This is a genomic window from uncultured Ruegeria sp. (assembly GCF_947500045.1).
In the GTDB taxonomy this organism is placed as follows: Bacteria; Pseudomonadota; Alphaproteobacteria; order Rhodobacterales; family Rhodobacteraceae; genus Ruegeria.
The window spans coordinates 150465-176655 of sequence record NZ_CANMQQ010000010.1 but is presented as its reverse complement, the minus strand read 5'-3'; the positions used below and the strand labels follow the sequence as shown (position 1 = coordinate 176655).

The 26191-nt window shown below is 54.4% G+C and carries 27 protein-coding genes and 1 pseudogene; 4 read left to right on the top strand and 24 right to left on the bottom strand.

What is annotated here, in order from left to right; translation table 11 throughout:
- The 20 genes and pseudogenes from Q1B46_RS16675 to Q1B46_RS16580 all read right to left on the bottom strand — a co-directional run.
- Positions 1-364, bottom strand: a 364-nt coding sequence (locus tag Q1B46_RS16675; protein ID WP_299949696.1) for a class I SAM-dependent methyltransferase, incomplete at its 3' end; no start/stop codon positions are given.
- Between the two features lie 37 nt (positions 365-401).
- Complete coding sequence (locus tag Q1B46_RS16670) at positions 402-620, bottom strand: helix-turn-helix transcriptional regulator (RefSeq protein ID WP_085824817.1); 219 nt, start codon at positions 618-620, stop codon at positions 402-404.
- Positions 621-623: 3 nt separating this feature from the next.
- Positions 624-1073 (bottom strand): hypothetical protein, encoded by a 450-nt coding sequence (locus Q1B46_RS16665; RefSeq protein WP_299949694.1) that lies wholly within the window; start codon positions 1071-1073, stop codon positions 624-626.
- A 147-nt stretch (positions 1074-1220) separates the two neighbouring features.
- Positions 1221-3125, bottom strand: a complete 1905-nt coding sequence (locus Q1B46_RS16660) for a type IV secretory system conjugative DNA transfer family protein (RefSeq protein ID WP_299949692.1) — start codon at positions 3123-3125, stop codon at positions 1221-1223.
- Entirely contained in the window at positions 3118-3540 is a 423-nt protein-coding gene (locus Q1B46_RS16655; RefSeq protein ID WP_299949691.1) for a hypothetical protein, read from the bottom strand. The genes Q1B46_RS16660 and Q1B46_RS16655 overlap by 8 nt, the downstream gene beginning before the upstream one ends.
- A 22-nt stretch (positions 3541-3562) precedes the next feature.
- A complete protein-coding gene (locus Q1B46_RS16650; RefSeq protein WP_299949689.1) occupies positions 3563-4576 on the bottom strand; it encodes an ATPase, T2SS/T4P/T4SS family in 1014 nt (337 codons plus the stop codon).
- A gap of 204 nt (positions 4577-4780) precedes the next feature.
- Positions 4781-5605, bottom strand: a complete 825-nt coding sequence (locus Q1B46_RS16645) for a TrbI/VirB10 family protein (protein ID WP_299949687.1) — start codon at positions 5603-5605, stop codon at positions 4781-4783.
- Between the two features lie 11 nt (positions 5606-5616).
- Positions 5617-6297: a hypothetical protein gene (locus Q1B46_RS16640; protein ID WP_299949685.1), complete on the bottom strand. Its 681-nt coding sequence runs from the start codon at positions 6295-6297 to the stop codon at positions 5617-5619.
- Positions 6297-7118 (bottom strand): TrbG/VirB9 family P-type conjugative transfer protein, encoded by an 822-nt coding sequence (locus Q1B46_RS16635; RefSeq protein ID WP_299949683.1) that lies wholly within the window; start codon positions 7116-7118, stop codon positions 6297-6299. The genes Q1B46_RS16640 and Q1B46_RS16635 overlap by 1 nt, the downstream gene beginning before the upstream one ends.
- Positions 7118-7762: a virB8 family protein gene (locus Q1B46_RS16630; protein ID WP_299949681.1), complete on the bottom strand. Its 645-nt coding sequence runs from the start codon at positions 7760-7762 to the stop codon at positions 7118-7120. Before Q1B46_RS16630 ends, Q1B46_RS16635 begins: the two co-directional genes overlap by 1 nt.
- A gap of 17 nt (positions 7763-7779) precedes the next feature.
- The gene (locus Q1B46_RS16625; protein ID WP_299949680.1) at positions 7780-8841 is read right to left on the bottom strand and encodes a type IV secretion system protein; all 1062 of its coding nucleotides are present in this window, start codon (positions 8839-8841) and stop codon (positions 7780-7782) included.
- Complete coding sequence (locus Q1B46_RS16620) at positions 8838-9338, bottom strand: hypothetical protein (RefSeq protein ID WP_299949678.1); 501 nt, start codon at positions 9336-9338, stop codon at positions 8838-8840. Before Q1B46_RS16620 ends, Q1B46_RS16625 begins: the two co-directional genes overlap by 4 nt.
- Positions 9335-10081, bottom strand: coding sequence for a type IV secretion system protein (locus Q1B46_RS16615; RefSeq protein ID WP_299949676.1), 747 nt, complete (start codon positions 10079-10081; stop codon positions 9335-9337). Before Q1B46_RS16615 ends, Q1B46_RS16620 begins: the two co-directional genes overlap by 4 nt.
- Entirely contained in the window at positions 10081-10218 is a 138-nt protein-coding gene (locus tag Q1B46_RS16610; protein ID WP_185956723.1) for a hypothetical protein, read from the bottom strand. Before Q1B46_RS16610 ends, Q1B46_RS16615 begins: the two co-directional genes overlap by 1 nt.
- Positions 10215-12581, bottom strand: a complete 2367-nt coding sequence (locus Q1B46_RS16605) for a hypothetical protein (protein WP_299949672.1) — start codon at positions 12579-12581, stop codon at positions 10215-10217. Before Q1B46_RS16605 ends, Q1B46_RS16610 begins: the two co-directional genes overlap by 4 nt.
- The gene (locus Q1B46_RS16600; RefSeq protein ID WP_299949671.1) at positions 12574-12852 is read right to left on the bottom strand and encodes a VirB3 family type IV secretion system protein; all 279 of its coding nucleotides are present in this window, start codon (positions 12850-12852) and stop codon (positions 12574-12576) included. The genes Q1B46_RS16605 and Q1B46_RS16600 overlap by 8 nt, the downstream gene beginning before the upstream one ends.
- 3 nt (positions 12853-12855) lie before the next feature.
- Positions 12856-13152: a hypothetical protein gene (locus Q1B46_RS16595; protein ID WP_271951197.1), complete on the bottom strand. Its 297-nt coding sequence runs from the start codon at positions 13150-13152 to the stop codon at positions 12856-12858.
- Positions 13149-13496, bottom strand: a pseudogene (locus Q1B46_RS16590) (lytic transglycosylase domain-containing protein); the annotation flags it as partial. The pseudogene Q1B46_RS16590 and the gene Q1B46_RS16595, both read right to left, overlap by 4 nt.
- Before the next feature lie 1015 nt (positions 13497-14511).
- The gene (locus Q1B46_RS16585) at positions 14512-14925 is read right to left on the bottom strand and encodes a thermonuclease family protein (protein ID WP_299949669.1); all 414 of its coding nucleotides are present in this window, start codon (positions 14923-14925) and stop codon (positions 14512-14514) included.
- A 48-nt stretch (positions 14926-14973) separates the two neighbouring features.
- Positions 14974-15330, bottom strand: coding sequence for a hypothetical protein (locus Q1B46_RS16580; protein WP_142638830.1), 357 nt, complete (start codon positions 15328-15330; stop codon positions 14974-14976).
- A gap of 155 nt (positions 15331-15485) precedes the next feature.
- Between Q1B46_RS16580 and Q1B46_RS16575 the strand changes: the two genes are divergently transcribed.
- From Q1B46_RS16575 to Q1B46_RS16565, 3 genes are all read left to right on the top strand, one after another.
- Complete coding sequence (locus tag Q1B46_RS16575) at positions 15486-16208, top strand: hypothetical protein (protein ID WP_299949667.1); 723 nt, start codon at positions 15486-15488, stop codon at positions 16206-16208.
- A gap of 368 nt (positions 16209-16576) precedes the next feature.
- Positions 16577-17845 carry a helix-turn-helix domain-containing protein gene (locus tag Q1B46_RS16570; protein WP_299949665.1) on the top strand — a complete coding sequence of 423 codons (1269 nt, stop codon included), beginning with the start codon at positions 16577-16579 and terminating at the stop codon, positions 17843-17845.
- 207 nt (positions 17846-18052) lie between these two features.
- Positions 18053-19006, top strand: a complete 954-nt coding sequence (locus Q1B46_RS16565) for an autoinducer binding domain-containing protein (protein ID WP_299949663.1) — start codon at positions 18053-18055, stop codon at positions 19004-19006.
- 231 nt (positions 19007-19237) lie between these two features.
- On the opposite strand, the gene Q1B46_RS16560 is transcribed toward Q1B46_RS16565, so the two are convergent.
- The 4 genes from Q1B46_RS16560 to Q1B46_RS16545 all read right to left on the bottom strand — a co-directional run bounded on the left by Q1B46_RS16560 (position 19238) and on the right by Q1B46_RS16545 (position 24682).
- On the bottom strand, positions 19238-20068 hold the full coding sequence (locus Q1B46_RS16560) for a sulfite exporter TauE/SafE family protein (protein ID WP_299949661.1): 831 nt from the start codon (positions 20066-20068) through the stop codon (positions 19238-19240).
- Entirely contained in the window at positions 19974-21245 is a 1272-nt protein-coding gene (locus Q1B46_RS16555) for a M20/M25/M40 family metallo-hydrolase (protein ID WP_299949659.1), read from the bottom strand. The genes Q1B46_RS16560 and Q1B46_RS16555 overlap by 95 nt, the downstream gene beginning before the upstream one ends.
- Positions 21246-21247: 2 nt before the next feature.
- Positions 21248-23620, bottom strand: coding sequence for a TRAP transporter permease (locus tag Q1B46_RS16550; protein ID WP_299949657.1), 2373 nt, complete (start codon positions 23618-23620; stop codon positions 21248-21250).
- A gap of 75 nt (positions 23621-23695) precedes the next feature.
- Entirely contained in the window at positions 23696-24682 is a 987-nt protein-coding gene (locus Q1B46_RS16545; protein WP_299949655.1) for a TAXI family TRAP transporter solute-binding subunit, read from the bottom strand.
- Positions 24683-24793: 111 nt separating this feature from the next.
- On the opposite strand from Q1B46_RS16545, the gene Q1B46_RS16540 reads away from it, so the two are divergent.
- Positions 24794-25723 carry a LysR substrate-binding domain-containing protein gene (locus Q1B46_RS16540; RefSeq protein WP_299949653.1) on the top strand — a complete coding sequence of 310 codons (930 nt, stop codon included), beginning with the start codon at positions 24794-24796 and terminating at the stop codon, positions 25721-25723.
- The last annotated feature ends 468 nt before the right edge of the window (positions 25724-26191 follow it).

The following is a 26191-nucleotide window of genomic DNA, read 5'->3' as shown; positions in this document are numbered from 1 at the left end:
TTGCCAAGGCGCCGGTCACCCAAGCAGTGGACGACTTTTGCTCCGCCCAGTGGTCGACTTTCTCACCGCCGTTGACAGCGCTGACTTCAAAGTTGACGTTCTTGATGCCCTGCACTTTGGCCTTTTCCTGGGCGATTGAGATCATTTCGGAAGAATAGTCGATGGCGTCGATATGGGCGACTTTTGGGGCGTGAATGAGTGCCGTCGTACCTGTGCCACAGCCGAATTCCAGGACGCGGTCTTGGGGGGACAGGTGTCTCGAAGTAGTGTTTAGTTTGTATTCATAGGCGGCTTGGTTTTGAACCGGACGGCGGGCATAGGAGCGCGCCATCAGATTCCAGAACCGAGGAGGGTTGATGAACATATCTATTCCTTTGGTAAGGTAGCGCGGACGCCGCGAATTAGCTGGCGTCTTGGATGTCGAAGACTTTTTCGAGGGGCTCGCCGAACACACGAGAAATCAAGATGGCCAGTTCGAGCGTTGGTGAATATTTGGCGTTTTCAATGGCAACGATGGTTTGTCGGGTGACTCCAACCTTTTCGGCGAGTTCCTTTTGCGTCATTTCATCAGCGTCAAAGCGTAGACGTCTAATGTTGTTGGTGATCCTGAGCTTGCCCATGGATCAATACCCCCGCCGATAGCTAGCAAATTTGACAATATCTGCTGACAGGGATCCGAAAGCCATTCCGAAATAGATGATGTTGAAGCCGGTGAGCGCCGATGCGTTGAGAGCCATCGCGACGACGGCTGAGACAAAACCCGCACCCGCGAAGACAATGATGGCATAGCTGCCACGGCGCTCGAACATCTTATCACGTTCATCAACGACGAAGCTGGGTTTGGGTTCGTGTGTAACAATCGCAAATCCAATGTTGAACAGTATGGTGCCGATGATGGTGGCAACGACGCCCAGGGGGATCAGCCAGATCACCATGCGGGCCCAGTTGTTCACAGCGTCTGGGCCATCAAACGATCCAGAGGCATTCATATCCAGAAGCCGTGAAACAACAAATGCACTAACGGCGAGGTTCACGAAGATCGAGACGACGGTATTGCGATCTTGGTAGGTCATTTCTGAAATCCCTTTTGGACAGGACACTTCTGGTGAGTCGATTATTGTTTACGCCTTGTATGAAATATTATACACAGAGTCAAAAATAATATACCTATACATCGAAGCGTAGTTGCAGCTCGTGCTCGATGATGGGCATCTACGCCTTCAACTGGAGTGCTGCGCGTTTGCGACTGGGCTCGACGGTTGCGTCGCCAACTTCTCCACCGCCAATTGTTTCGCTGACCTGCTCTTTCTTTTGGCAACGGTGCGCTGCGCATCAAAAGCAGCCTGAAGTTCCTGATCTTTTTCCGAAACCTCTTTCACCGGGGCAGGGGCCGGTTTCGCATCAGCCAGCGCCTTTGCCGTGTCCCTGGCTTGCTCTACAGCCAGATCGAGGTGTGTGCCTTTGATCTTCGGACTTTCGCCACCCAAGAACTGCATGAAATAGGGATCTTCAAAGTACCTGATCTTGTTTGCAATCACCGGCATCTTACCCTCGCGGATCAGCACAACCTCGTTTTCAGGCAATCGGCCAACGTGTTCGGGCCGGAGCAGGCGAATACCTTCCTCGCGTTCCGATATGCTGCCCATTTCCATTTTGCCGAGCGCCCGAGACTTTGATTTGCTCATTACTGTTTTGTCACCGATAGACCTGGACACGTGTTCGCGTACCTCTGAATCTTCGGACGCCGCAAACATTTGCGTCCCGGCGTTTGCCAGCATCGCCCGCACACCTTCATGCCCATAGATGTCCTGCAGGCGCGACAGCGTTTGCGAAATCACGATGATCCGACCGCCGAATGATCGCATGGTGTCATACGCTTCAACGACGCGCTCAAGGTGGCCGAGACGCTGAAACTCATCGAGCAGCATCAAAACCTTGAACGGCTCATCTGGGCCCGGTTCGTGGGTTTCGATTGTGTTCACCAGATCGAGGAAAAACAGGCGAATGAGTGTCCGGAACTCTTTGACCTTTTTCCCCGGCACAGAAAAGTAGATCGAGGTGGGGCGCCGCCGCAGATCTTCAAAGTTGATGTCATTGCCCTGCGTCGCTCTTGCCACCGACGGGTTGCGCCAGAGCTGAAGGCCGGAGTTGTTCATAACCGAAATTGTTGACCGGAGGATTTTGGATTCTTCGGCTGCTAGATTCAGAAACTCATCTGCTGCCCGGGCATAGCCTACTTCTTCGGCCATCTTTTCATAATCCTTTTGCTTGGTCGTTTTGACCAGGCGCAGGATCTCGGAAATGTACGGACGGTTCCGCTTGATTGCCAACATCGCCATTGCGCAGAACATGCCCTCGACGCCGCCCAAAAAGCCCTGAGCGGACGAGCTGGGCGTGTCGAACATCTGCGTTGCGACCTGAATTACTTCTTCCCAACGCCGATCCAGATTGTCTGCGCGAGCTGCGCGCCTCAGCGGGTTATAGCTGTGGCTTTTTTCTGGGTTCTCAGGGTCGAAAACAAAGACCTCATCCCCCATTGCTGCCCGCCGTGCGCCGGTCGCTTGGAATATCTCGCCTTTGATGTCCAGAACAACGCAGGAGCCATTGAACCGCAGGATATTGGGGATCACAAAGCCGCTCGTTTTACCCGAGCCAGACGGCGCAATGAACATCGCATGTGGTTTCTGAACACTTGGGCCGGGCTTATAGAAGATCGCGTTTTTTTCTTTTGGCGGGCCGAACTTGGCAAAAACGATTTCACTGTCCAGTTTTGATTTCAGCTTCAGCGGTGCCGCGTATCCTTCTGTGACGAGCTGAGGCGCTTTCGCAAAAACCGCATCCCCGTATTTGGTCGATGGACCGCGCAAAGCGGCGGCCACAAACGCAAATGTCAGAACGCAGACGGCCACAACAGCCACAAGCCCGATGACCTGTTGTTCTTCTGCAGGTCGTGCCATGAATTTTTCCGGGATTGCCCAGATGTCCAGCCCCCGGAAGCCTTTCGTGTTGAGGTATTCGATGACCAGGCCGACCACCAACACCGCACAAGCTGAAGTAGCGATAAAGCCCATTGTGCCGGCTATCGCTACCTTCTTGCCTTTGGGGAGATCCTGAAACTCAGCCATTGTTGCTCACCCGACTTCCTTCATTCGCCAGATCAGTAAAAAACTCATCGCGGGCGGATCGGCTTTGCCACACATTCATTTCGAACCACACACTGCCTGGAACTGCGTTATCGCCTTTGTGAATTACGCTTTGGTACTTGTGGGCAATCGCGTCCACCCAGGCATCAAAGAGCCGAATTTTGATAGGATAACGCTCATGTTCAAAGGTGTCTGATCCGTCAAACCGCTGTCTTTCCGATTCCAAAAGAGTTTCGGCTTCGCGGGAAGTTAATCGATCTACTTCTAAACCCACGCGGGCTGCCATGTCTTCGGCGGGTTTCTCCATGTCGGTTGGGTAGTTCACTTGCCCTTCGAAAAACACGCCAGTCCCGCTGTGTTCGACTTCAAAGGAATGTGAGCCAGTAAGTCTCGTCATGAGTTATCTCCGTCTCAGGTTATTAGTTGAGCTGTTCAGCAGTCATCAGAGGCGGGAAGATCACGCCGTTGACCTTCCGTTCGTCCCCGATTTTCTTCATGTGAACGATCATGTGAATGGTGGCCCTGATATCATCGACCACCTCTGACTTTTGGACAGTCGGAGATCCGCGTCGCACCATTTTGCTCATCCGCCCGATGGCATCTACAGGCGAGTTGGCGTGCATGGTGCAGACAGACCCGTCATGGCCGGTGTTCACCAATTCCAGGAACATATTCGCGTCGTCGCCCCTGATTTCACCGCAAACGAGCCGGTCAGGTCGGAGGCGAAGCGCAGATTCAAGCAGCTTTGTTGGTGATCGAGGACCGTTTTCTTCTGAACGATCAGCAAGCAAGCCCACGAAGTTTGGTTGCTCGATGTCCAGCTCGGCCACTTCCTCAATTGTCACGATCCGTTCGCCTGGATCGACGCGCTTCAACATAGCATTCAGAACAGTGGTTTTGCCCGACGATGTGCCGCCCGCAATAATCACGTTCCATTTGCTCAGCATCGAGAGGTCGGCCAGCTCGTCAAAGCTTATCGTGCCTGCTGCAAGCGCCGCTCGCGCATTCTCAAGTGCGCTGTGGTCGTTGTTTTCTGCTAATGCGGCCTCTTTGTTGGCAAAGCTGAACGCGCCCAGGTCAACGCTTTTCACGCGGAGCAGGCGGATCGCCACGGACCCGACGCCGGTTGTCGCGGGCGGGATGACAACCTGCACCCGTGCTTTGCCCTCTTTTGTCGGGACATTGGCGGTCGCAATCGGTTTCTTTTCTCCGAAAGTCACGTCACTGAACCCAGCCACACACCGACCGATGTTTCCAACATCATCCTTGGTCAGAGTGATGTCTGTCCTGGTCATGTGCGTTGTGCCCATTTCCTCAACCCAGACAGAACCGTCAGGGTTTACGGAAATTTCGCTCAGGTTTTCGTCATGCAACAGATGCTCGATCTTGTCGGTGTAGTATTCCAGAAGGCCGTTGCCATTTCGCCCGCTCATATTTTTGTCCTTGGCAGAGCACTTTTTGGAACAGTGGAAGTTGCCTTCGCTGCCTCTCGGCATTGCCTCGAACGCGAACGCACCCACATAAGATTCATTGATTCCAAAAAGTGCTGAATTCGCGTCAAAAGGCCACTACCGCAATTCAATTGTGCAGGGAGCGGCCGGAAGGGCCGACGATACGGCCGCATCAGAGGTTCTGTCTCAGAAGTTGTCGAACACCACGTCACGCTGCAGGATGGCGTTGATGCGGCTTCCCTGATCTACGTAGATGGTTGGCGTGATCCGCAAATAGTCCTCCAACGCCGCTGCAGTGGCATTCTGCAGATTTGAACCGACCTGCGTTGCCAGATCTGTTTGCACCGAATTGCTGCTATCGTTGTCGGCCACCAGCGCGACCGGCGCGATCCCGATGATCGAGAGCAACGCGGCAGTCCCAAACCGTTCACCGAAATGCGTATCAACGCGTCCGGTTGCGCCAGACCGGCCCTGACCATCTGTCCCGGCTGAGCCGATTTGCGCAGACAAACCATCCGGCGTGATAACCCGGCTCCAAACGACAGCGATCCTTGTTTGCGCCAGCTTTGTATCAGCGCGGTATTCGCCATAGAGTTTAGATCCGCGTGGCAAGAGCAGTCTTGTCCCATCCATCGAATAGACGCCGCGCGTGATCGTCGCCACCACGCTACCCGGAAGTTCCGAGCTTACGGCCCCGCCAAACACGGCAGTCAAAACCGTGCCCTGAGTCAGCGTGCGGGACGGATCGTCAATGATCGAGGCCCCCACGATGGGCGGATATTCTTCGACCAAGTTGTTTTGCCATGTCGTGTTCGGGTTTTCCTGGTAGCCGCGCTGTTCTTCAGGCAGGCGAGTGCTTTCCGGCTGGACCTGCACAGGCTGTTGGGCCGGTTGCACGGGCTGGAAAATGATCGGCTGCGATCCACTGTTGATGGGCTGGTAATTCTGTTCCTGGGCCATTGCACTTGAGGCCAACGTGACCAGGGCGAGGGAGAGTGCTGTTCTGTTCATCGTCAGCTCCATTAGTTTCTGCCATATGGGTTTTCATCGAACACAATTCCGTCCGACTGGTTCTGGCGCTCGCGCATCCGCTTGAGTTCTTCGAGCCTGCGCCGTTCGTCCTCGGTCAGACCTTGGGTTTGCAGATGGCTCATGCTGGCGAGTGCCCGTGCCTCGGCGTCAGCAACAGCTTGGGCAAGCTCTGTCTGAAACTTCTTCTCGCGCTCATCATATCTGACCTCCAAACGCTCGTTGGTCAGATTGAGCGAAGCGATTTCACTATCCTTTTCAGACAAAGACACCTTTGCCTCGGTCAGCTCGTCTTGCATTGAAGCAAGGCGCTTACTAAGGTTTTCGACGGAAGCGAGAGCTTGTTTCAGTCCTTCGGAAACGGGCTGCACCGGGACAACTGTATCCACAGTTGTGACCTTAATGCCCCCCGGTGCAGCCTCCTTCTCATCCACATCGGGTCCACGCGCTGTCAAAAGCCCATAATGCTCACCGCCGCTTGGTCGCAGAGCATCGACACGTACGCCTGCATGATTGGCTTTGCTGTCATCCCCCAAGACAAACAGCGCGAAGCCCACGAACACCGCACTAGCGACAGCAACGGCAATGAGTTTTTTTGTCTCGAACCTCTTCCTCATTCGTTGAGGCGTTTGTTCAGCCGCCACCCGTGCCGCAATTGTCTGCTCGCGGTTCATTACTTGCTGCCCCCCGGTTTGACTGTTTGCGAGGTGATCGGTCTACCAGTTTGACCGCGAGCGCTTGCCTCTTGGTAATTGTCGCCATCGTTCCGAACGCAAATCGAGTCGTCCTCGATGCGCAGCGTCCAGAGATCGGAAAGACCCTGCACCTGGATAATGCCGCGCTCTTTCACAGTGGTATTCACCATCAGCTCTCGGCCATCCGGCAATACACGGAAAATACCCGGTAGTTCCTCGTCCTGCGGGATTTGCATGTAAGTGTGAACGCCATCGTCCCAAACGGCAGTAGGTGCAAAATCTGCTTTGCCCGACCGTGAATAGTTTTGGTTCACGAACCGCCCGGTTGGCTTGGGTTCGCTTCGCGCTACCTTACCTCGGGTCGTTGTGGGTCCACCCCTGTTGTTTGAGTAGAACGTAACCCGGAACGGCACATTCCTGCGCTCTGCGGCAGTCTCAGCCGGAACCAGATAGAAGTTGTACGATCCGCGATTGGTCAGAACCGTCAGGTTTGAATCCGAGTTGAGGATTTCCGGCTTGAACGCAATAACGCGACCTTCTTGCAGACGGGTGATCTGAAAACTTTCAGTGTCGCCCGCACCAATGCTGCGGACGGTTTCGCCCTGCGGAAAGTGGACGTATGTGATCAGGCGTTCACCCACAGGGATGCGGTACACTTGGTTTTCGACATAATGGAAATGCGTGATGCGGTGATCCGCGTTCTTTCCGTCCGGTGTTGGCGTGATTTCCGCCAGAACAGGCAAAGAGAGAGCCAGGACTGCGGCAGCGGCGGTTGTGAGTGTCTTAATGGTTCGCTGCATCAGATGTTCCCCATGGCGTCTACGCGGTAGTTGGTGACGACGAAGCCGAATGGATTTTCCAGAAGCTCATCCATCGACGTCACGATTTTCTCTTCAAACCCGTAGGTCACTGTGACCACGTAGCGGGCTGAGGCCGTTTCTTGGTTTGGAACAATCAGGGACTTACGGATCTCAACCTGAACCGTTTCACCGTTGACCGGCGACACGCCCAGAACCTCGGTCTGCACTTTTGTCTTGGGCGTATAGATTTCGTCCGGATGGTTGTCGTTCGAACCGTCCCAGAGATCCCGATAGGATGCTTCCGCCAGTTCATCGGAGCGACGCAGAACTGATTTCAGGCGCTCGTTGTTGTCTTGGACGTCATAGGTTTCCCGGTCGCGCACATAATTTGCGACTTCGCGGAAGGCCATCGCTTCGGACGGTTCGAGTTCCTGGACTTTCTCTGTCAGCAAGACCGGCAGTTTTGTATCTGGGTCAATAGAGAAGGGAACCGCGCGAATTTCCTTCAATGGCAGGATCACTGCCCAACCGACCATCGAGGCTACACCCATTGCCATACCGACCGCACCAAACACCTGCCATTTGAAGGCATCGCGCCGAGCGCCCAGAAAAAGTTCTTTCTCGTGATCTGTCACATGTGACATTTGCTCTGTACCTCAGTTTACGAAGATTTCTTGGGGTTTGCGCGAGCGGCTTGAATGCTCTGCCGGTAACGGTCAGCGGCATAGCTCTGGCGCGCGGCGCTATCCTGATTGCGGGATCTGTGTGCAATGTCCCGACGCGCCTGCATTGCTCGGGATGCGCTGTCACGAACCCCGGTGCCGTCTCGGGCTGCGGAGGCCATCGCGGCTGCAGTCTTGCCCCCTGCAACTGTGCTGCGTCCGGCATCAACAGTCGTGCCCATTACGTTTCTGGCGGCGGCTGCAGCCCCCGAAGCAACTGCAATGCCAGAGGACGCCGAAACTATCGCTCCAGACATGCCGCCAGCGAGTGACGGGATCTGGGTGAGCATGACGATAGCGACGATGCAGATTGCAAGGAAACGTCCGCTGGCTTCCATGTCATTGACATCAGACAACGAGCCAAGTTCAGAAGCGAACAGGGTTTGGATCAGCGAGACAATTCCGGTCAACACCACAATCACCATGACGAGACCAACAGTCGTTTTCGCCCATGCAGCGAAGATGTTTGCTGTTGCCGAACTGAGCAGCGTTGCGATGAACACAGGCGCTAGTCCGAGTAAAACCGCCATGCCGCCTTTGGCGATGAGTGCCATGCCAGTACCAAAGGCCACGATAATGGCCCCGACGACCCACAAGATTGCGCCAGTGATGCTTAAGCCCCATGTGGCGTTCTCGATGGCTGTTTGACCCATAATAAAGCATTGAAGCGCAATCTCATCGAGCGCCTGCCATACATTTGTGGTGCCAGTGAGCGCCCCGGCAATGCTGTCCGGCAAGGTTTGAACGCCTTGATAGATTGGCTGAAAAAAGGACCAGCTTGAGGCCATTCCGATGATTATCGTCGCCCGAATGATCCAGCCGATATAACCACCGAACCCTATTTCTCTGATCTGAAGTACGCCGTTGATCAGCATCGCCACGAAGATCAGCGCAGCAATAGCCCAGAGGGCGGATGCGAGATCCGCCGCAAGGCTGGTGTATGCTTGCTGAGAAAAGTTGCTGATTGCTGTTTCAATCGAGCTGACGAAATCCTGAATCACGGCCCACAAGCCTCCTCAATTACAGGGCGCAGCGCTTCCAAGCGTTCTTGCTGCGCGTCTTTGAGCGTTTTGAGTTCGCTGGATGGCTTCGACCAGAAACCGTCCTGGTCCGCGCCCGCCAACTCGATTGCAGCTTCGCGGCTAAGGTTCCCGAGCGGGCATTCAGTGCTGAATGCTTCATCGGCTTTGCGCAGGCGGCATTGCTCAATGGCAAATTCATGTGCAGCAATCACTTGCTCATTCAGAATGGCATCGGTCCAGTTGCCGACGACATACTGTTGATCTGCGCCCTGACCAGCGTTGGCGAGTTGTTCAACGCCGTATTCCTTCAAAGGCTTTTTGAACGCTCGGACGCCCGAATAACCAAGACAGGTCCGATATTCCCCGAATGTCCAATCAACATTGGGGGGAAACGGCAGTCTGGCCTCAGCACTGGCCGACGACGCTAAAAGCGCCGCCGTCAGTGTGGTCAGGGCGAATGTTGTGCGGCTTTTCATTGGGATTCTCCTCTTGCGTAATTGCTAAGCGTCTTTAGATCCGCTGCGTTTGCTGCCAGATCCGTGCCCGACGCCAGAGCATTAGCCGAGGTTGCGCGCAAGATTTCAATTTCAACTTGGAGGAGTTTCAGGAGAACCGCCGTATTGTAGTCGATGGCTGCTTTCAGATCTTCCTGCTGGCCGACTTCACCACGCAGTTTTTCCGCATCCTCGGCCAACTGACCGGCCATGTCGTAGCCTTGTTCACCCAGAGCGGATGCCATCAGGCCAGCGGCTCCTCTCTCTGAGAGAATGCGACGGGCTGGCACGTCTGATCCACTGAACTCCGATAGGATGCCATTGTTCAGCCCTAGGCTGATTGACCGGCGTTCCATCGCCAACCCTGCCACGCCTGGAAGATCGCCAATAGTGTCTTCGGTCGCGTTCAAAGCGTATCCGAGCGTGTCAGCTGCGGTTGCCAGTTTCAAAAAGCTGCGGCTGTTGAATTCGTCGAGATCCGTCAGACCAGAAATGGCCTTGAACGAGTTCTCCAGCATGACGCGCTGCTGCTCGAGCTTCTCATACTGCTGCAACAGTTGCTCATACTGGCGAACCATTTCAGCAACTTCTTTTGCCGAGTTGGCGGCGTCTTGTGTAATGGCTGTGGCGTCGATGGTCGGAACACCCTGGGCCGACGTCATGACGGGCAGGGCGGCCAGAACGGTGACGGCTACAGTGGTGCGAAGGGTTTTCAGGACGTTCATTAGACAAGCTCCATGTTTTCAGGGAGGGTCATGCGCTCAAAGTCGCAGGCGCATTTGCTGCGATAGCCCGAATAGGTGTTGGTGCAGGCGGCAACAGCGGCCAGAACAACGAGGGCGAGGATAAGACGTGATTTCATGTGATTTCCTTCCAGAAGTTGGGGTTTTGACGCCATTCAGGATCAGGGAACGACTTGCCGTCTGATCCACTCAGAACACGAAGCAAGGGGCCGAGTGCGCCGACATCGACATCGAGCCAGACACTCTCATCACCCTTTTTCATGAGCATCACGCGGTCGCCAAAATGAGCTCGCAATGCGCCCAGCTCTGCATCGTTCAAACCGATTGCCCGGTAGTCCGCTGCATTGCCGGATCGGGACGGGAACAAGAGCTGCGTGCTGGTGTTTTCCAGGATCGACTTACTGGCCGCCGATGACAGGATGTGATCCGGGATCTGCGTCATCATCATCATCATGACGTTCAGCTTCCGATATGTGGTGTAGGCGTTCTTGAGGATGTCCGCGCCGTAGGGATTGCCAGCGATCACCCATGCTTCATCAATGACAAAGACAGTTGGCACCTTAGAGGCACACCGGCGCTCGATCTGGCGCATGACGTAGCTGATCCACGCCAGCCGGACCAACGCGTCATCCAGAACCTCGGAAATGTCGAACACAAGATGCCGGTCGCCGGACGCAAACGGATCTGAGCCCCCTTCACCAAACATCCATGACAACCGCCCGTCACCTGCCCACTCGCTGGCCCGCTTGAACAGGTTCTTGCCGTCATCAAAGGCTTTGAACCGATCCACCAGTGAATCGAAGTTCTGAAGCTGTGGGGGCAGGGTGGCGTTGGCTTGGCAGGCCTGAGTGATCTCGTCTTTCTGTTCGGCGGTCAGCTTTTCGTCATAGCTCATCAAAGCCGTAACCCAATTTGCCAGCCAGCTTTGCCCCGCCTCATCCGTTTCCGTTTGAAACGGGTTCATGCCAGTGGGTTCGCCAACCCGAACGCGAGTGTACTGTGCCCCAAGTGCCCGCATGGGGGCTTCCATCGCCCGGTCTTTGTCAAACGCGATGATCCGCGCGCCCTGTGCCACCGCCATTGTCGCCAGCAGCATCGCGATCACAGTTTTGCCCGATCCGTTCGGCCCTAGAACGATTGTGTGGCCGGAGGGCAGGTTTTCAGCGTCTTTGCTGGTCTTGGGAAGGTGCAGCGAAACATCGTAGCTGTCCCCGTGCGTTGTCGGGAAAGTCGCCAACGGCCCCGGCCAGGGCAGCTTTTCAGCGTCCAGCCCTTTGGGCCGCATGTGGAACGCAACCATGTCCGCAAAGTTCTGGTCCGTAATCAGTTCTTCACGGGCACGGAACGCGAAATTGCTGGGGTGCTGCGCGAAGTACACCGCACGGGCCGACATCGCTTCGCGCTTCACTGTGCCGCCTGAAATCTGAATTTCACCGATGATGTGTTTTTCGGCGGTTTTCAGATCTTCCTCTGTCCCGAACACGCAGATCGATAGGTGATGCTTGCCCAGAGACATCGTGCCCGAAGCAATGCCATCAGCCAGGATGGACAAGTCCTCTTCCAGCGACTTCGCTTTGTCACCAGCCGAGCGCATCTGACCCGATTTGCGGCGTTCCATTTCTTGCGCCTGCGAACGACTGATCGGCAGGAAGGATTGTGAAATCACGACATCAACCGGCAGGTCCAGCCCGTCGAAAATGCCGGGGAATGACGCCATCGGATAGTTCTTCAGGGAATAAACGCGAATTGACCGTTCCTGGTCATCGCCAGACAGGAGTTTACCCGTCTTGCCCTGAAACAGCACATCCTCTTGCGGCATGTTGAAGGCAATCGGCTCTGCGATGTTTGTATGAACGATTGGCTGATAGCGCCCGTTCAACAGCATTCCATAGTAACCCAGCCAACGACCCTCGCTGAGCTTCAGCCGGCTAACGCGGGCCTCGCCCAGCGTGCCCGCCAGTGTGGTGAACACACCGTCGAGCTGTTCCATCATTTTGCGGCGTTCCTCGTCGATCATTCCTGACGACATGCCGAAGATCTGCTTGGCGCGTTCATCCTGGCGCTTCTGCAGAATGGCGCTGATGATGATTTTGCGCTCTTTCAACTCTGCATCGAGCGAGGCTGACCGCATGGCTTCAGCCACAGCACCAGCAAAGCCGGTTGAGTCTGTGATGACATGCCCTGTCTCAGCGGGGACGGTCACTCGATGAACGTAGAATGCGACCTCATTTGGAGTGGTCCGCAATACACGTTCAAAACGCTCGGCCAAAAACTCGAATTCGTTTTCGTCCAGCGTGTTTGCGTTGATACCGGTGATTTCTGCAGCGGCGATCAGTCCGCCGTTGCGTGTGGAAATGACTTCATCGTCCACGACATAGCCATAAGGTAACATCTGAAAGAGGTACATTTCATCCTTGCGCCAGCTCGGCTCGATCAACGAGCGGGCGAGGGTAAACAGATCCTTTGAAGCAGGCTTAGGCACTATAGAAATCTCCCCCGTGGTGCTGACGGTTTTTGGTGCGTGGTGTCTTGGAGAGCGTCACGGACAGGATGCGGAAGAATGCCGGTTCCCATTCGTAAAAGAGGCGCAGCCCGGTATAGAAAACAAAGCCAGCAATGATTGCTGGCGCTATCCCGAACATGAAGAACGCAAGCATGGTCATCCCCAGGATCCCCAGCAGATAGATCACGGGAAGGCCGCCCCATTCTGCCGGGCGGCTCAACCCGCGAAAGACCGTATTGCGGCGCGGCATCAATCAGGCTCCGATGAACGTATCAGCCAGGCCGATGACAGCACCGACGACGATTGCGATCACGGGGCCTTTCAGCGAACCCCAGCCGAACACGTAGGCCAGACAGCCCCAGATGAAGCCAACCGCTGCAAGGCTCACGCCTACGACCTTCGAGTCGGCCAGTGTCTCGTTGATGAAATCGCCAATGGCATCCTGCAGCCAGCCAGCGGAGGCCGGTGCTGCGCTGACGATGGTCATTGTCAGCGCAAAGAACGCCACTTGTTGGATGAAGTGGTGCCGTTTCATGGGGGGTCTTTTCATAGTTCCTTACTCACTTTGCTGAGGATGATCCGCACGTAGTCGCGGGTTTCGGTGAACGGGGGGATGCCGCCATACTGGGCGACGCGATGGGGACCGGCGTTGTAGGCGGCAAGCGCCAGTTTCCAGTCTCCAAACTCACGGTACTGCGCTGCCAAATAGCGAGCGCCACCGTCGAGATTTTCTGCAGGGTTCTTTGGGTTCACGCCCAGGTCTTTTGCCGTTCCCGGCATGAGCTGCGCGAAACCGATGGCACCCTTGGGCGACAGGGCATCAGCCCGATACCGGCTTTCTTGCCAGACCAAAGCCATGAACAGCTCGGCCGGAATGTCGTGCCGTTTTGCCGCTGCGTGGATTTCTTTGACGATCCGCTCCTGCGACCAGCCACCAGAGGCTTTGCGAGGCCGCGGTGCTTTTCCCGCAATCTCGATCTTTGTCGTGCGCTTCGCTTTGAGCGGTTGCGGCTGTTCGTCTAGCTCGTATTCCCGCATCTGGATTGGTTTCACCACGCCATCAACGATTTCTGCCCGCGCACCGTTCAGGAACACGCTCCCATCGGGTTCGTACTCGATGACCTGGGCAACAGCGGGGTTTGTCGCTGCAAACCACAGCAAGAGAACCGAGGTGGAGCGACTGAAAAGCGTCCAAAGGAGTTGGTTAACAAACCCGTGATCGGAGTTGATTTCGCGTTGTTTTGAACAGATTGGCTTGGGTAGTTTTGATGGTGCCGCTTCGCTTTGATTGGCGGAGTCGGATAGGTGGTGGGTACAGCCCCATCTGGAGCTCACCACGTTCTCTCTTCGGTGTAGCACCACATGCATCGAAGAGAGTTCTCCGCGGAGAACATCACTCGTTGTTATGTAGTTCAGCCAAGATTCGAAGGCCAAGGAGATCACCTTTCCGTTCTTCTAAATAGGTCAGTAGTTTTTACATAATTACTATTATGGGGGTTCGATATCAGATCATCTGAGCAGCAGGAAATAGGGTGCAGGGACACAGCACTGAGCCCTTCGCGGGCTTCGTAGACAGCCAGCGGTCAGCTTGGATCAATCAGCCGGAAGGTCTGACCAAAGTGTCGGGGATGTTCTGCTCGGCGCTGTCGCGGTCAGTGCTGTGCCGCCGCAAGCTCAGACACGTTGTTCAGGGTCGCACCCATTGACTCTGGCGCGGTGCTGTCCGATCTAGGATCGGCATCTAGGACTACTGTTTTTACCATAGTACAGTTCTCTCTTGATGTTGGAGGAATGCCCGGATGGATTTGGGGCGTTTCTTGTCCTGTCGGTTGTTGGCGCAATCGACAGGACCGCTTATTGCTCAGTGGTTTCGTTCTGTTGTCACTAAATCGTTGTTTGATCCTTTCCTTCAGCCGCACCAGGACTGGCGTTTACCACCGTTGTATGGTCGGGCGAGACCCTCGGAAATCAGGATGGCCCCGACGTCCTGCCTAGCCACACGCCCAACCGCCAGGAAGCGGTCATGCACGTCCAGATCTGGTTGGATGACCAGCTCTATCTGGTCCGCCGACTGGATGAGCTCTGTCAGCCTTGCTTTCGCTTCCAATCCCAGAGTCTTTTCCGCACGGCACTGCGGCCGGTAGGTCTCAGGCGTATCGAAGCCAACAAGCCGGTAGCGGTCGTCGCCGTGGTCGATCGTGTCACCATCAACGGCAATCACCTCGGATGCGCTCAGGGTCTTTGTTTGTTTTGATGGTTCAATCCAAACCGCAACAAAGAACAAGGACGCGAGTGTAGCGCTGAGAAACAAGAGCCGTTTCATGTGCTCTGCCCCAGTATTTTGATGAGCCGGGTTCTCGAACGTGACCGATCAGGTTTTGGATTTCGCGTCCAGGGCCTGAGCTGCTTCGAGACCTTCGGGAGTGATCGACTCGATCGTGTAGTCTGATTTGACGCAGAGAATGCGCCCGTCGCCAAATTCCTGGTGATGCTTAAAAAGCCCCGGCCAAAGATCGAACTCTCTGGGCTCAGCGCCCGCTCGAGAGATCTTCGACTTGCACAAGGCTCCGACATAGTTCGGCGAGCTGTAAATGCAGTGGTACTTAGGTCGTCCAAGGGAAGCGAGTCCGATAAATTCGTAGCGGCATGTAAAGGGAACCTGATCTTCTTTCAGGCCCCGGACCATCTCGATGGTTACCACAGTGTATTGTCTCTTGTTGTCCGCCATGACGACCCCCTATGGGCCGTCTTCTACATCCAAAAGTTGTGGACTAAAACACAATCTACGTCAATATAAGAAAGTACGCCGATATACGATATTGGATTGTCAGAAATATATTGGCCGGATATTGCTTAGGCGATTCGCAAGCAGGAGAGACCATCTTGAAACACTCAAAATCCGGAAATCGAACTCGCGCAAAGGCCCTTGCAATTGCACTCGCTGCACTGCCGGCCACGCAGGCCAGTGCCTATCCAATTGACTGTGCCATATTCCTTTGCCTCGCCGGAGGTTGGCCAGGTTCGCCTGATTGCGTCGCTGCCAAGGCGGAGTTCATTCGGCGCATCACACCCTACCCGGTCGAACCGCCGCTGCAACTGTGGCGCTGTCCAATGAACGCTTCAGAGAGCTTCTCAGGCTTGAGCCCCACGGAAAGGCTGGAAGCCATCAAGCGCAACAGTGCCAGCCCTATTCCAGAGCTTCCATCTGACGATACGACAGAGCCATTGCTGGTAGATGCTGCGATCTTAACAGAAGAGATCCAGCCATTTCATGGCCACTCCGGCGATAGCTTTCAAGCCACACCGATCAGCGTCGATCTTTCCTCACCCGATTTCGACGTTGTCAGGTCCATCAGAGTTTGGGATGTGCGCCATTACAGCTTTCGCCGTCGTTCGCGAGAGGGCGACTGCGAGCGTTCGCTTGATCTTGTGGTTGGCACCTACGACGACAATACGAGCTTTCAATGGTCAGATCGCGCTCCTGCGCCAATCCCAGCCTGGCTGCCACTCGGCAATCGTTGCGAACCTCCCAGCTATTTCCGCGGCGTTGGTGTCGAGTGGACAGATACATTTGGGTTTAGCGACTACGAGCTCGTCAAATACTGACGTGGTTGGCTCGGCAGGAGGACGCGTTTCTCCTGCAAATGTCAGTGAATTTGCCAGCCACGGTTGGAAACCAGGCCGTTTGGCCCAAAGGAAAAACCTAGCCCCAAAACAAAAAACCCCCGCAAGGCGGGGCCTCAGCGGGGATCTTCTTAAGTCAAGTTTGATCACCTGATTTATAGGAAACTCCCAAAATTCTGACAAGGATAAACGCATTTGTGCGAACGGTTTTTCTGTGTCTTTTCGCTGAGGTTCGAGCCGCCTTGCTTCCCCAATGAGAAGCAGACCATGAGACCGTTGAACTATTTCGAATACCCTGCCCCACGAAGCCGCGATGCCAATACTGACCTTTGCCAAGGGAAGCCAATACAATGAGCTTTCGGCAGATCGCATCCGCCCATCACCGCGAAAATTCACGCTTCCACAACGGTCTTCCCGAGGGCTGGAACCGAGACAGGTTTCGACAGCTTTGCGTGTGCTACGCCCAGATCAGAGGTGCATCGGCTCAGTGTATTCGCACCTTTGAAATCATCATCGACATGATTTCACCCTGCGCGTTTTGCGACCCGTCCCAGGAACCCTTTTGCTACGCCCGTCAGGAAACGCTGATCGCCGGGCGTGGCGTGACAGATCGGACCATTCACAACCATGAACGGGAACTGGAATCCATTGGCCTGATCGAACGCAGGCTTGGGGCAAATGGCGCGCGATGCAAGCGCAAGGGGCTTGGTCTATTCCTGACCCCTGCCCTGGACCTCATATCCGAAATGCTCGACGCGGAGGTGCGAAGCAAGGCCGAAAAGAAAGAACATGATGAGCTGCGTGGTGATCGATCACGGCTTTATCGATATGTGAAACACAGTCTGTTGGTGCTTCATTCACTCCCCTGCCCTCCTGACGGCGCCGGTGACATGATGGATGAGTTTGGATCCTGGCCGCGTGCTGACAAGCTGAAATACCTGTTGTTGGATGAGCTCAGGGCACATGTTCAGGCAGCTCATGACCTTTGGAAAAGGATCGAAGGGCATGTCGCAAAAGGTGGTGAAATTTCCGGTAGACCCGAAGCCAGTTTCGGGTGCCATATACAAGATCAAATTGAAGAAACTATTCTGTCCTGTAACGCCGATGGCGAGATTTCAATGCCCTCGGCTAAAGCCTCGGAACCAGATTTTTCGGGCTCCGGGCCTGACGGCCCTGCGCATTGCTTAGAAAGCAATCATCCGACGGACATGGTGCCACACAAGTCCCAAAAACTGCCTCGGGTGAATAATCGCATCCTGTATGACCTGGCATCTCCCGAGCTTCGTATGCATATCGACATCGCTGGAGGCGGCGCCCAGACCTTCGCCCCTACCCTCTTTGCGATTGAGACTGGCGTTTGGTCCCGGCTTTCAGAGATCGGCACCAATATCTCCGCCTGGCACGCGGCGATTGATCGTCTGACCGTCATGGGAGCGATCCTGGCTGGAGTGATCACGGATGCGAGGCTGAGTGACCCGAAACTGCCGCCGGTGGTTAATCCGGGAGGATATCTCCGGGGCATGGTTAAGGCCGATGAACGAGGTGAACTGAACATGATTTCCAGTTTCATGGGGCTGTTGGCGCGAAGAGCCCGGGAGGAGGAAGATGGGCTTCGTTAGGACCGTGGGAACTTCTATTGGTTTGGAGGTGCGTACGTCGCCGGCTTCTCAAATTCACGTGTCTCATCAGCAAGTTTCCGCTCTGTTTCCGTCTCCAGAACAGAGCTGTATTCAAATCTGCGATTGGCTACGGGAATTCCCGAGTAGTTCGTTCAGCTTTAGGTTGCTATGCGACTTCGACGGCAACGCGGAACAGAAGGACGGTCTATGAAAATCGCGGATATTGGCAATTCTGAACTGGATTTTCGGCAAACCGGGGAGGCGCGCCTCCAGGAGATTTGTCAAAGGTTTGGATTGGAGAATGCCTCCTACGCCCACATCGACAAGCATCATAACGTTGTTCACGGATGCACCACCTTCCCGGCCGAATGGGTCAGGTATTACGTCGACAACGATCTGGTTCTGGCCGATCCCCTCATTCGGTTTGGCGCCACAATGATCGCACCAATCGATTGGGCTGTGTTTGATGATCAGCGTGAACACGCACCGCTATTTGATGCCGCCAGAAAATTTGGTGTTGGACAGAACGGACTGTCGATTCCGGTTATCAACCCGTTTGGTGAGCGCGGCGTCTTTACGGTTACGTCCAATCTAACCCGTGCAGATTGGGACGCCTTGGTAGCAAAGATGCTCCCTGCCCTGCGCCATGAGGCTCAGGTCCTGCACCTGCTTGCGCTCGATGTAATTGATACGGTCTTCAACTTTCCCACGGACGCTCTATCTGACCAGGAGATGGATGTGCTGAAAATGCTCGCATCGGGATTGATCCCATCCGTAGTTGCTGGCCAGACGGGGCTCTCCTCCAGAATGGTGCATGCTTTGACGTCTTCGATCGTCACAAAACTCAAGTGCCGGACAACGGAACAAGCAGTGGCGAGAGCTGTCAGCACAGGTATTCTTAAATGGACCGATTTCTTTGCCGACCCGGTCGCCGAACTTGCGGATGCTGAAGGACAGACCCTTTGCGGCGGGATCGTGCGTTGGTCTGGCCGATCACACGAGGTGATCACCTTCGAAGATGGTCGAACGGTGCGGAATCTGGATAGCTTTCAGGCGGTTCAGGTCCAAGAAGTTGCCAACGACTTCAATTTAGATGCTGAAAGGACCCTTGAAGAACTTGGGCTCAACCGGGATCAATGCCTGTGGATCAGGCATCTCTGAATTCGGCCAACATGCACCGCTCGATTTGTAACAACTTTGGCAGGTGCAAGTTCACATAATTTCGCTTACGCCGATCATTTCGATTTTTGCGAAAGTGTTTTGCACAGCGTTTTTGCGGCAGTCCCGTATTCAGAAAATCAATATGTTGCGCGAATAGCTATCGGTGCCGCAAAAAGGGTCCTTTTCGCTTCATCTTAGCCAAGTTTGAGAATACTCGTTAGGTCACATGTACTAAGTCTGCACAAAAAAAATCAAAGTCATTCCCAAGCCGACGACGATGACGATTGTTCTGATCACGGATACTGGCAATTTCCGGGATATCTTTGCCCCTACATAGCCGCCCAAGGCCGCAACTATCATCATGATCGACGCTTCTTTTAAGTAGACGATGCCTGCAATCAGAAACGTTGCAACAGAGGCGCCGGACAGAATGAAGGATAGAATGTTCTTGAGCCCATTCATCAGATTCATGTCGCGAAAACCCAGCCCGGAAAACAGGGAAAGCAAGACAATGCCCAATCCACCGTTGAAGTAACCTCCGTATGTGGTCACCGCCAATGTAGCTGCCGTTTTCCCGACAGGGTTCACGTGCTCGTCACTCTTGGCCCAAGCACGTATTTTCTTGTCAAATGCGAAGAGAAGCGTCGCTAAGAGCAGCAACCAAGGAACGATAAAACTGAACACCTCGGATGGTGTTACAAGCAGCAAAACCGCCCCCAACACCCCGCCCAGTACGGATAAGCCCAGAAAGAAGTAGAGCTCACGCCGGTGGAAATCCCGAATTTCTGCGAGGAAACCAGCCGCGCTGCTGAGATACCCTGGGAAAACCGCAACAGCGCTTGTTGCGTTCGCAGGAATTGGAGGCACACCAACAAAAACAAGTGCCGGGAATGTAAGAAAGCTGCCTCCGCCAGCAATTGCATTCAGGATGCCCGCAAAAAACGCAGCGATTGCAATAATTGTGATATCAAGCATTGCCCACCAGGTAATCGTGCGCTGACAATGCGAAAATATCGACGAGAGCATATAGTTCATCGAGCATGATGTGCTCGTCAGGGGCACCGAGGTTAAAGGCCATCAGACCGCACACAACGGTTGGGACACCTGCATATCTATAAAGCCGCGCATCCGATGCCCCGACACGCATGGTTACCGCCGGCTCTTCCCCAAGAACAGTGGTGCAGTTCTGACGTACTGCTTCTATCACCGGATGGTCCGGCGCAGTCCAGCTGGCTTCGTAGCGGCGCGTGATTTCAAGTTCGAGATCGTCGACCGCATCGCAGATGCGCGTGACCTCTGTTTCGATCTTTTCGACCGAGACACCAACCGGCAGGCGGATGTCGCAGGTAAAAGCTGCCCGATCGGCAACCAGATTTGACAGTCTACCACCTTCCATGGTGCCAAAGGTCACTGTCACGTTTTTCAATACATCGGTTTCACCCTCTCCCGACAGGCTTTCCGATTTGTCGGACCAAAGGTCAATCATTGACACGACATTGTTGCCCGAGACATCAACCGGAAACGAACGCAAGGATTTGAAGCTTTCCATGACCGCCGTCAGCTTTTCAATCGCGCTTTCTCCCTTGTGGACATGCGCCGCGTGTGTCGATCTGCCTTTCGCCGTCACCTTTGCCCAGATCATGCCCTTCTCGCCAAACCGCAAAATGTGAGGAGACCCGACATCTCCACTGATCATGGCATCTCCTTTGGCGTGCGGAACATTGTCGAGAAGATGCTGCGTGCCAAGCACCCCCATTGTTTCCTCATCGCCGACAAAAGTGCCAACGATTTCGCCGGGAAAGTCCGCGCCAGTTTCGGCGAGACACTTCATCGCCAACAGGCTGGCCGCAATACCGCCCTTCATGTCGGAAATACCCAGCCCGTATGCCTTGTCACCATCCACTTCCCCCAATGGATCGCGTGTCCAATTGGATAGATCGCCGGCGGGAAAGGTATCCATGTGGCCGTTGAAGATCAGGCGCCTTCCAGGCCGGTTGCCGCGCAACCGGATAACCAAGTTGTGCACGGGTTCTTCCGACACGAAACGCTCGATCTCCGCCCCTGGGATTGTGGACGCGTAGGCTTCGATCTCATTGGCCATCGCCCGAACGTCTCCTTCGGGCTGCTGGCTTTTGATTCTGACCAGGCGCAAGGTCAGATCAACAACTTGATCGCGATTATCTTTGAGCCAGAACCTAATCTTGTTACGCAGATTCTTCTCGGTCAGATTTACGTCCATTGTCACGCTTCCACCAGATTTGGCTGTTTGGTTTTTTTCAATCTACGGCGTTGCATCACGATCACCGCAGCGTATGCCAGGATACCGAAGATATAGATGATCTCCTTGGGCATACGCCCGGATTGTTCCAGGCCAACCGAAGTCACGTAGTCACCCCAGGTTATTCCAAGCTGTTCCGCAGGGCCGTTGAAAGCAATGTCCGATACGCTGATGCGGCCATCGCCTTCGGCATCAAGCGAGACCCCAACGGCTTTCAGGATATTGTCGGATGCATCAGGTACAGTCGCTGTGAATAGTTTGAAGCGATCCCCGTATTCGGTTTCGCGGGTCACGTAGATACGCACCTTCTGCCCTGCCTCGATTGAACCTTCACTTGCCATCAATTGGGTCAACGGAACGACTTTGAAAGCGGGGCTAAAGCGGTCCAGTACGAAGTCTGGACGGAACAGGCTGATGACGACAAATACCAGCAATACTGCTTCGACCAGTTTTAGGCGCACGAACATCCACTGCAGCGTCAAAGACGAGAAGGCAAAGATAGCCATGAGCGCGACAACGAAGATCATTATGCCGTGCCAGACACTCTCTACTCCCACCAGCAAAAGCTCAGGATTGAAAATGAACACAATCGGAAGGATGGCTGTGCGGATCGCATATTTGAAAGATTGAACGCCAGTTTTCATGGGGTCCGCTCCAGATATCGCGGAAGCCGCGAATGCCGCCAAGCAAACTGGTGGCGTGGCATCAGCCATTAGACCGAAGTAGAACACATAAAGATGCACGGCGATCAGCGGTAGAACCAGACCCGACGCATTGCCAAGCTCGACCATCACCCCGGCCATCAGCGAGGCCACGACGATGTAATTCGCGGTTGTCGGCAGACCCATCCCCAGAATGATGCTTACCACGGCCACCAGTGCCAGAAGGATGTAAATGTTGCCCTGCGACAGTGCCTCGACAATTCCAAGCATAGCGTTGTTCAGGCCGGTCGACGAAACAATACCGACGATGATACCGGCCGCACCGACGGCCGCTGTGACGGCCGTCATCGATTTGGCCCCGGCCACCAGCGAATAGAAAACGATGGTCCCGCCCGAACGAAGTCCCTTTGCTACCGTCAGGCCGTGTTGCCGCGCAAGAACCACCTGCTGGAGCAGGATGATGCCGGCCATCATCATGATCGACCAGAAAACAGCACTACCAGGGCTCCAGCGTTTCACCAGAAGCAGATAAACCAGCATGCCGATTGGCACGAGGAAATAAGCGCCTTCCCGGAACGTTTTTCCAATCGCAGGCAGGTCGGGTTTTGGCAGGCCCACAAGCCCCATCTTCAGGCTTTCAAGATGAGAGATATAGAAGAGCGAAATATAGGCGATGAAGGCCGGGATCATCGCGTGCACGATAACATCGTAGTACGAGATCCCGATGAATTCCGCGATGATGAAGGCTGACGCGCCCATGATTGGCGGCATCAGCTGACCGTTGATCGATGCCGAGACTTCGATGGCTCCCGCCTTGTCTCCCGGGAACCCGGTCTTTTTCATCACCGGGATCGTGAATGCGCCCGTTGTGACGGTGTTAGCGATCGACGATCCTGAAATCATGCCGGTCAATCCGGATGCCAGGATGGCTGCCTTTGCGGGCCCGCCTCTGTATTTGCCGACGGCGGCAAAGGACAGATCAAGGAAGAACTTCCCAGCCCCAGCGGTATCCATGAAAGCGCCAAATAGGACGAAGAGAAACACGTAACTCAGCGATACCGCGATCGGGATGCCGAATATAGCCTCGCTGGTCAGCCAGTTATACCCGACCATACGAGAGATTGAGACACCACGGTGAGAGATGATCTCGGGCATGTAGGGTCCAAACAGCGAGTAGATCATGAACACGCCGCAGACAATCACCAGCGGCAACCCGACGCCCCTGCGCGTTGCTTCAAGCAATAGGATCATCCCGACGGCTGACAAAATCACCTCGTAGGGAATGCTCAGGCCCAGGAATTCAACGCTATCCAAGATACCAGCCCTGAGAACTATGCCGTCATAGCCCAGAAATACATACAGCGCGCAACCAGCTGCGATGATTGCCAAAATCAGGCTGAACCAAGCCTTACCCTTTCTTGCTTCTTCGAATTTTGTCGGAAACAAGAGAAAGCAAAGGAATAGCCCAAACGCCAGATGAATACCCCGTGCGGGCAGGTCTACGAAGATGCCCCAGCCAAGCGCGTAGGGGATCGGTGAGGCAATCCAAAGCTGGTACAGAGACCAAAGGGCGGCAAATGTGATGAATGTTTTGGGCCAGGCGCCGAAGTAATCTTGACGTTCGACTTTGAGGACTTCATCAACAGCTTCTTGCTGTAGTGATTTCGCAGACATGACGGATCCCTAGATAGTTTGTTCGGTCTCTGCCTAATCGGCAGAGACCTGTGCGGATCGAACGGGAGGGAGAAGTTACTCGATCCAGCCTTTTTCACGGTAGTACCGCGCTGCGCCCTCGTGTAGCGGGGCAGAATTCCCATTGTTGATCATGCTGTCCGGATCGAGATTTGCGAAGGCGGGATGAAGTGCGCGGAAGTCGTCCAGGTTCTCAAATACCGCGCGTACGACTTCATAAACCACGTCTGGGTCAACGCTTTCATGCGACACGATCGTTGCGTAGCCGCCAAAGGTCGTCACATCTTCCTTCTGGGAGGAATACACGCTCGCCGGGATGCTGGTTGCGGCATAGAAGGGGCGCTCGTCGATCAAGGTCTGTTCTACTTCCGTGTCGAGCGTTACGATTTGTGCACCGCATCCTTCAGTCGCCACGGCCACGCCCGAGTTCGGTACGCCGACCACGTAAGTAAAGGCATCGATGTTGCCGTCACAAAGCGCATTAGAATGTTCTGAGGACGTCATTTCTGTTACCAGGCCAAAGAAGTCCCGGTCCGTCCCGTATCGCTCCATCAGCAACTCGGTCGTACCGCGTTGACCGGAGCCGGGGTTGCCGATGTTCAATTTTTTCCCCTCAAGATCCATCCAGGAATTGATGCCGGAGTCAGCGGCAACAATCAGCTGAAACGGCTCAGGGTGTACTGAGAAAACCGCTCGAAATCCTTCGTCGTTGACAACTTTGTCAGATGTCCCGTTAACGGCGTAGTACTGCCAGTCAGATTGTGAAACGCCGAACTCAAACTCACCCTGCGATATTTGCGCGAGATTGTAAGTTGATCCGTTGCTTGACGGCGCGGCGCAACGAAAGCCATGTTTTCGGCCTTCCTTGCGGCCCTCAGCGGCTTCTTTGTGTATCATTCGGCAGATCGCGTTGCCCGCAACGAAGTATACGCCGGTCGGGCCACCTGTTCCGATCGTGATGAACTTGGTTTCAGCCTGTGCAGGCGCGGACGTTCCAAGCGATATCAGTGCAGCAATTGACGCTGTAGCCAGAAGAATCTTCATTGTTTGCTCCCACGTGTTTTGTTCCGATACGCGGGAAAATTACGGTTTGCAGGCAATCAAATCTAATAATTATAGTTGGATCGATTATAAACGTTAATTATAGTGCTTCGTATGCAAATTAGAGAAATTGAATGCTTTCAAGCGATTATGACCGCCGGAACCATGACGCGGGCTTCGCAAATGTTGGGTATTTCGCAGCCTGCGGTCAGCAATACGATCGCCACGCTGGAGCATCGGTTGGGGTTTCAGCTGTTTTTGCGCAAATCAGGACGTCTGCAACCAACACCCGAAGCGCTGATCTTTTACGAGGATGCTCAAAGATTGCTAGAGGCAGTCGTCCGGGCAAACGAAGCCGCAACACGGTTGCGGCAAGGGGAGACAGGCCATCTGACCATCTCTGCCTTTCCCGGCGTTTCACTCAAGTTCCTACCGGGGCTCATCAATCGATTTCTGGAGACCCGAGAAAATGTAAAGGTACGGCTGTTATCGAGAAGTTCACACGTCGTCATTGAACAGCTTCCCAGCCAGATGTTCGATATCGCAATAGCAGAGAAGCCATCACAGTTTGCAGGTGTCGATGCGGAAGAATTTACCTATGCCTGCCATTGCATCGTTGCGCGAAATCACCCATTGGCTAAGCACAAGCTTCTTACGCCGCGAGACTTGGATCGCTTGCCGTTCGTGGCACTGTTTCGCGATCACATGACCACATATCAAATCACCCGGGCCTTCTCGAATGCGAAAGCTCAATGGAACGTTATCCTGGAAGCTCAATACTTTGCTTCACTGATTGAATTCATAAAATCGGGTAGCGCGGTGGCTCTTGTTGACCCGATCAACAGTCGGGGTTTTGATGACGAGTTGGTTAGGATACCATTTGAGCCGCTAATCCAATATCAGATTGGCGTTTTGACACCCCAGGACAAACCGACTTCCAAAGTCACCGAAGCATTTTTGGAGTTGCTGAGAACGGAGTTGGGCTCCAAGGCGGTCCGGTGCGAAATGGCTGCGCCAAAGACACCGGGAAGTCCTGCGCTATAGCTTGCCGATTTTGCAAAATCGACATCAAGACAATGATCGTAACCAAATAAGGCAAAGACGACAGTACTTCAGAAGGGAAGCGATAGTAATCGAATCTTTGAGCCTGGGCCTCGGGTGATCTTGGTTGTTCACGCGCCTCAGTATTGCGGCTTCCTGAGCTTTATTTTGCAGCATATCCTGATGCGGCGATCTATCTCGAAACTGCATATCTGGCATGCGAAAATGGCACTTCTACCGACTCACAATGAGGTCTAACTGCACCTCAGAAACACCTGCAAATCTCGGAGTCACCAAGATGCCTAACAGCATGAAAATTATGAAGGATGCTTCCATCATGATCGCGTTGACAATCGCCGTAGTAACCGGCAACGTCGCGCTTATGATGTTGTAATTCTCAGAGAGTAGGTATTGGCTAGACCTAACGATACAGGTCAACGTCCAACACCTTCGATCAAGAACAGGCTGCGC

Coding starts and splice junctions, on each gene's coding strand:
- Q1B46_RS16670 (WP_085824817.1), bottom strand. CDS start 620: ATGGGCAAGCTCAGGATCACCAACAACATTAGACGTCTACGCTTTGAC.
- Q1B46_RS16665 (WP_299949694.1), bottom strand. CDS start 1,073: ATGACCTACCAAGATCGCAATACCGTCGTCTCGATCTTCGTGAACCTC.
- Q1B46_RS16660 (WP_299949692.1), bottom strand. CDS start 3,125: ATGGCTGAGTTTCAGGATCTCCCCAAAGGCAAGAAGGTAGCGATAGCC.
- Q1B46_RS16655 (WP_299949691.1), bottom strand. CDS start 3,540: ATGACGAGACTTACTGGCTCACATTCCTTTGAAGTCGAACACAGCGGG.
- Q1B46_RS16650 (WP_299949689.1), bottom strand. CDS start 4,576: ATGAGCGGGCGAAATGGCAACGGCCTTCTGGAATACTACACCGACAAG.
- Q1B46_RS16645 (WP_299949687.1), bottom strand. CDS start 5,605: ATGAACAGAACAGCACTCTCCCTCGCCCTGGTCACGTTGGCCTCAAGT.
- Q1B46_RS16640 (WP_299949685.1), bottom strand. CDS start 6,297: ATGAACCGCGAGCAGACAATTGCGGCACGGGTGGCGGCTGAACAAACG.
- Q1B46_RS16635 (WP_299949683.1), bottom strand. CDS start 7,118: ATGCAGCGAACCATTAAGACACTCACAACCGCCGCTGCCGCAGTCCTG.
- Q1B46_RS16630 (WP_299949681.1), bottom strand. CDS start 7,762: ATGTCACATGTGACAGATCACGAGAAAGAACTTTTTCTGGGCGCTCGG.
- Q1B46_RS16620 (WP_299949678.1), bottom strand. CDS start 9,338: ATGAAAAGCCGCACAACATTCGCCCTGACCACACTGACGGCGGCGCTT.
- Q1B46_RS16615 (WP_299949676.1), bottom strand. CDS start 10,081: ATGAACGTCCTGAAAACCCTTCGCACCACTGTAGCCGTCACCGTTCTG.
- Q1B46_RS16610 (WP_185956723.1), bottom strand. CDS start 10,218: ATGAAATCACGTCTTATCCTCGCCCTCGTTGTTCTGGCCGCTGTTGCC.
- Q1B46_RS16600 (WP_299949671.1), bottom strand. CDS start 12,852: ATGCCGCGCCGCAATACGGTCTTTCGCGGGTTGAGCCGCCCGGCAGAA.
- Q1B46_RS16595 (WP_271951197.1), bottom strand. CDS start 13,152: ATGAAAAGACCCCCCATGAAACGGCACCACTTCATCCAACAAGTGGCG.
- Q1B46_RS16585 (WP_299949669.1), bottom strand. CDS start 14,925: ATGAAACGGCTCTTGTTTCTCAGCGCTACACTCGCGTCCTTGTTCTTT.
- Q1B46_RS16580 (WP_142638830.1), bottom strand. CDS start 15,330: ATGGCGGACAACAAGAGACAATACACTGTGGTAACCATCGAGATGGTC.
- Q1B46_RS16570 (WP_299949665.1), top strand. CDS start 16,577: ATGAGCTTTCGGCAGATCGCATCCGCCCATCACCGCGAAAATTCACGC.
- Q1B46_RS16565 (WP_299949663.1), top strand. CDS start 18,053: ATGAAAATCGCGGATATTGGCAATTCTGAACTGGATTTTCGGCAAACC.
- Q1B46_RS16555 (WP_299949659.1), bottom strand. CDS start 21,245: ATGGACGTAAATCTGACCGAGAAGAATCTGCGTAACAAGATTAGGTTC.
- Q1B46_RS16550 (WP_299949657.1), bottom strand. CDS start 23,620: ATGTCTGCGAAATCACTACAGCAAGAAGCTGTTGATGAAGTCCTCAAA.
- Q1B46_RS16545 (WP_299949655.1), bottom strand. CDS start 24,682: ATGAAGATTCTTCTGGCTACAGCGTCAATTGCTGCACTGATATCGCTT.
- Q1B46_RS16540 (WP_299949653.1), top strand. CDS start 24,794: ATGCAAATTAGAGAAATTGAATGCTTTCAAGCGATTATGACCGCCGGA.